This is a genomic window from Paenibacillus sp. OT2-17, from assembly GCF_009827695.1.
Taxonomy (GTDB): domain Bacteria; phylum Bacillota; class Bacilli; order Paenibacillales; family Paenibacillaceae; genus Paenibacillus; species Paenibacillus polymyxa_B.
The window spans coordinates 1-4,934 of sequence record NZ_WUDQ01000268.1 but is presented as its reverse complement, the minus strand read 5'-3'; the positions used below and the strand labels follow the sequence as shown (position 1 = coordinate 4,934).

Here is a 4,934-nt window from a genome sequence, read left to right as displayed (position 1 = left end):
GCGCAGCTCCGATATCATGCAACGGTTGCACCCTTCCCGTCTCATTATTGACATGCATAATACTGACTAAAATCGTATCTTTACGGACAGCGGCACAAACCTGTTCGGCGCTCACATGCCCCTCCGCATCGACAGGTAAAAATGTAACCTCAAAGCCCAGATTTGTCAGTTGTCTGCAAGCTTCGTACACAGACGGGTGCTCTGTCGATACAGTAACAATATGCTTGCCTCTGGTCTGATACTGCAAAGCTGCTCCCTTAATAGCAAGATTGTTGCTTTCCGTTGCTCCGGATGTGAAGACAATCTCTGATGGATACACTCCCAAAGCCGCAGCACATACTTCGCGCGAACGCTTAAGCAACTTATCCGCGTCCTCTCCATACCGATGCATTGAAGATGGATTCCCATAGTGGCGTCTCATGACCTCGGCAACTGTTGTAATCACCTCTTCAAAAGGTGGAGTTGTCGCGGCATAATCAAAATATTTCATTGCACTCCCCTTTTCCGCCCTATAACTACTGCAACAAAAAAAGACCAAAACAGGGAAAGGCTGCTACATTATAGCGACACGCTTTCCCCATATTGATCCTGTCTGCGGACCTAATCTAATTGAAATTACGCACTTTTTTTCGTTATAAGCTATAGGGCTTAGATCGTATATTTTTCACGTGCATTTTGAATTTTGGTAATATATCTTTGCGTTTCCAGCGGAAGCTTGTCCAGTACAGCCATTAACTGTTCATCACTATTTACACCAAGCCGCTGCACCCGTCCGGGACCTGCATTATATGCAGCCAGCGCCATATTTTCTTGTCCGTTAAACCGTTTAATCTGGTAAGACAAATAACGAACACCTGCATCAATATTTTGAACAGGATCATATGGGTCACTGACTCCCAGACCTTGAGCCGTAGCATCCATAAGCTGCATAAGCCCTTTGGCTCCAGCCGAAGAAGTGACCGACGGATTAAATGAAGATTCCGTATCAATAACTGCTTTAATCAACGCTACTGGAATGCCGTATTTCTGACTAGCCTCGTTAATCAAATCATCATATGCTGTAGGTGTTGTGGGTCCGTCTGTTGCTGTACTGGAAGGAGCGGGATACAGTGACGAAGCCGTTCCCCTGGAAGGTCCCAATTGAAGCCATAGTAAACCGTTTTCGTCTCTGGTAACATCACTTGAATTTTCTCGAGTCACAGCACCATCTGTTTCCAACTGACCTACTTGTTCCAGTAATCCGGAAAAAGCGTCCGTTGTACCCGTCTGGGTTGTAGCACTCATATTATTTAACAGCTGCATGTCTAACATGGACTTGGACACGCGCGGATCAATTTGCATGTGGTGTTCCCAACTTTCTATAGTTGTTGTATCCCAAATAGCTTGTCATTACTGCTATGATACAACTTTTTACTATGTACTTCCATACCTTTTAATGAAAAAAAGCTCCGTTTCTGTCGAAAAGACAGCGGAGCTTTATAGATCAGCTTTAATGTAATTATATCACTAAGATAATTTTTCTCGGATATACAAAAGAAAACTGAGCTTTTTCCTCCAGTAGGCTCAACGAACGAACGGGATAAAAGCAAAATAACTCAATGTTGCCAGCGCCCCAAGACCAATCGACCAAATGCCGGTCGTTTTGCTGCCATTCACATAAGCAAAAAAACCTAAAACTGCAGCAATAGGCCCCAGCACAATTGACCACATAAACAATGAGGCAATTCCTGCAGCCAGACCAATATAGCCAGAAATACGACCACTATTGTTTATAACCTGCTCTTCACCCTTGACCTCATGTCGAGTCACAACTGATCCGGGAGCAACCTCTGCTGCATATTCTTCACGATCATTACGGCGCTTGGCAGATCGTTCATGAATGTGACGGGGGTAATCTACACGTTTGCGGCTAACATGCTCTTCATTCTGATGCTTGTCGTTTTCATGATCTTCCATAATAAACTGCACCTCCAAATGCGAAATGAATCGCGTAATAAAATTCACACGGACTTCGGCTTAAAAGTGTGGCAACAGGTTGCGGCTGACGTGGCAGCCTTATCACGTTCTTCTGAACTGAAGCTTTCTCCCGCATATTCTTCTTTAAATTTCTTTCCGGCATGACCATCAACTTCAATCATGATCAAATCTGCCTTGCACAAGTTGTTTTCTCCCCAATAATGGCAATTGGCTACGCTACACTTAACGATTGGCTTGGCCTCTTGGCTCATGATCATCACCTCGGATTCATTGTCCCCCCGCTACCCTGCACCTATGCGTTCATGCTATATGGCAGTTGGTGACATACGAAAAAAGCCGCTTCCTTCACCTCCTCCAAAATGGCAGGAAGCAAGTAGAAAACGGCTTGCTTGTCTTGTTTTAGTTTTTGATTAGAAATGATCTTCCCCGTTGAATGCTTTAGGCATGAGTACGTCGAGTCTGCATCCGGCGCTGAGTCAAATAGTCACTTTCATAATAAGTCAGATCATCACGCAATTCTTCAAAATTTTTCGTAATGTCCATGATCACTTCGCGAGCGGCTGGCACTGGCGTTTTACGGAAGCGGATAGCATCTTGTCCCGTATACGCATAGCGTCCATCCTCTGCGTAAGATTCATTTTTGGGATAAAAAAAGCTGTTCACGCAGTCATGGTAAACGTTATACAATGCCTTTTCCGCAAAATCGACGTCAAAATTGGCACGGCGTAAAGCCACACCCAGCTTTTCATAAGATACTTCGGAAAAAACAAGGACATGACGGAGATCCGACAAAAAGCCTTTGTAAAAAAGTACGGACTCCTCATTGCCATCTGTAGCCAGTTGCGGCAGAGCATGCTCATTGAGGAATGTTTCCACCCGTTTCACGGCAGTTTTCAGTCTCTCCTGCGCCGACTCACATAATTTTTGTACGTTGACTGCTGACATCAAGGCAGCTCCCCCTTATTTGTTGCTTGTTCATCAATTTGGTTACCCGAAAATAGTCCCTTCTAACCGAAAGAGCTGTAATTTTCAGTATTTATCCTACCACAAATGAGCATTGAAAGGTATAAAAACATGCCAAACTCCTCACGCTAAACCATAAATTTATGAATACTCAAGGAGGACGGTCCCATGTCTCGGCGAAAATGGTTAAAACCCTTGCTCGGAGCAGCTGCCGGGGTGCTTCTCATCACACTGATGCTGCCTTCCCGTGATCATCGCCCTACACCGCAACCCGAATATACGGCCAAGATGGTGCCACAGCAAGAGAAGCAGCTCAAAAAAGGAATGTTGGCTTTGGACCTGTCCGCTACGGATACCCTCACACGCATGGATGCAAGGCAGGATATTCAATACGTGATGCGGGAGCTTGATGGTAAAACTGCTGATCAGAAAAGACAGTTTACTCGCACGCTCCAGCAATCGCACAGTCATCTTCATACGTTACTGTGGATTCACACACGCGACGGGAACACGAGCACCTATACGGGCAGCAAAGCACAAACTCGTCTGCTCAGTCATCCTCAAATCAAAAGCAGCCTGGCTGCGGCTCGCCGTTCCGTCATGCAAAATAAATCCTACGAATCTGCTGCATTTCAGGCTGAAGGCGGTAAATATTTTGTCATGGCAGAACCATCGGCTGACGGAACATGCGGCGTTGCTGCCCTGGTCAGTCAGCAAGTATTGCGTGACGTGGAGAAGCATCAGCGGAAGAATTTACGTTTGATTCCCTATCCAAAAGAAGGCAGCTACAAAATCGAATCCGTACATCCCGACACATTGCACGATATTACTGTCAAGACGGGCCATGACAACGAAAATGCAAGCCATTATTTCGAAAACGAAATTGTCGTTCGCTTCCGTCACAATCCTGATTCACGACAACTGCAGGAAATTGCAGCAGATTTACACTGTGAGCCAGGTCGCAAGCTTGGTTATACCTATGTATTTCATTCGGATAAGATGAACTTCAAGGAACTAAAGCAATATTTTTCAAGAAAGTGGAACCCGCTTTATACTGAGCCTCACTATATGTATCTAACCAATGAGAAAACATCCATCGAAGCGGACAGCTCTATCCCCAATGATTTGCTCTTTTCCCGCTATCAATGGAATCTGCCGGCTACTGAAACCAACCGGGGTTGGAAATTAAGCAAAGGCAGCAAGGACGTAATTGTCGCTGTCGTAGATACGGGAGTAGATTTGGATCACCCCGACCTAAAAGGTCAAATCCTTTCAGGTCATAACGTGGTAAACCCGTCTGAAAAGCCTTATGATGACGTCGGTCACGGAACGCACGTCGCTGGCATCATTTCTGCCCTCGTGAATAATGGTGAGGGAGTCGCTGGCATGACATGGTACAACAAAGTCATGCCGATTAAGGTACTTGACCAATCCGGCTCCGGTACGACTTACTCGGTTGCAGAAGGTATTATATGGGCAGCTGATCATGGGGCCAAGGTCATCAATTTGAGTCTGGGCAATTACGCACAAGCTGAATTTTTGCATGATGCGATCAAATACGCCTATGATAAAGATGTCGTATTAGTTGCAGCTACAGGTAATGACAATACGGAACGACCTGGCTATCCAGCAGCGTATCCTGAAGTATTTGCCGTTTCCGCTACAGATTCTTCTATGCACCGTGCATCCTTTTCTAACTATGGAGATTATGTAGACGTCATGGCTCCAGGTGCAAGTATTGCCAGTACGTACCCAGGGAACCAATATGCTGCACTGTCGGGTACTTCAATGGCCAGTCCCCATGTATCAGCGCTTGCTGCACTGATTCGATCCATTAACCCCGATCTGACCAACAAAGAGGTTATGGATTTAATGAGAAGCAGCGTAATTGACTTGGGCACACCCGGGCATGATAAATATTTCGGATATGGTCAAATTGACGTGTATAAAGCGTTGAAAGCAGCACAACGTCCATATGTTCCTTTGCAATTCTA

6 protein-coding genes are annotated in these 4,934 nt (G+C 45.5%); 1 reads left to right on the top strand and 5 read right to left on the bottom strand.

The genetic code is table 11. The annotated features are described in order from the left end of the window. The 5 genes from GRP75_RS19225 to GRP75_RS19205 form a co-directional block, all read right to left on the bottom strand. A partial coding sequence (locus tag GRP75_RS19225; RefSeq protein ID WP_160790081.1) for a cysteine desulfurase family protein occupies nt 1–490 on the bottom strand: 490 nt, incomplete at its 3' end. Nucleotides 491–648: 158 nt separating this feature from the next. Further along, nucleotides 649–1,341: a lytic transglycosylase domain-containing protein gene (locus tag GRP75_RS19220; protein WP_023989469.1), complete on the bottom strand. Its 693-nt coding sequence runs from the start codon at nt 1,339–1,341 to the stop codon at nt 649–651. Nucleotides 1,342–1,563: 222 nt separating this feature from the next. Further along, nucleotides 1,564–1,956 (bottom strand): hypothetical protein, encoded by a 393-nt coding sequence (locus GRP75_RS19215; RefSeq protein ID WP_023989470.1) that lies wholly within the window; start codon nt 1,954–1,956, stop codon nt 1,564–1,566. A 44-nt stretch (nt 1,957–2,000) separates the two neighbouring features. After that, the gene (locus tag GRP75_RS19210) at nt 2,001–2,228 is read right to left on the bottom strand and encodes a DUF1540 domain-containing protein (RefSeq protein ID WP_013311120.1); all 228 of its coding nucleotides are present in this window, start codon (nt 2,226–2,228) and stop codon (nt 2,001–2,003) included. 187 nt (nt 2,229–2,415) lie between these two features. Further along, nucleotides 2,416–2,922 (bottom strand): YpuI family protein, encoded by a 507-nt coding sequence (locus tag GRP75_RS19205; RefSeq protein ID WP_023989471.1) that lies wholly within the window; start codon nt 2,920–2,922, stop codon nt 2,416–2,418. 186 nt (nt 2,923–3,108) lie between these two features. Here GRP75_RS19205 and GRP75_RS19200 point away from each other — a divergent pair. Next, a partial coding sequence (locus tag GRP75_RS19200) for a S8 family peptidase (protein WP_160790080.1) occupies nt 3,109–4,934 on the top strand: 1,826 nt, incomplete at its 3' end.

What these genes read in the sequence shown, in the direction of transcription:
- GRP75_RS19220 (WP_023989469.1), bottom strand. Translation starts at nt 1,341, where the DNA reads ATGCAAATTGATCCGCGCGTGTCCAAGTCCATGTTAGACATGCAGCTG.
- GRP75_RS19215 (WP_023989470.1), bottom strand. Translation starts at nt 1,956, where the DNA reads ATGGAAGATCATGAAAACGACAAGCATCAGAATGAAGAGCATGTTAGC.
- GRP75_RS19210 (WP_013311120.1), bottom strand. Translation starts at nt 2,228, where the DNA reads ATGAGCCAAGAGGCCAAGCCAATCGTTAAGTGTAGCGTAGCCAATTGC.
- GRP75_RS19205 (WP_023989471.1), bottom strand. Translation starts at nt 2,922, where the DNA reads ATGTCAGCAGTCAACGTACAAAAATTATGTGAGTCGGCGCAGGAGAGA.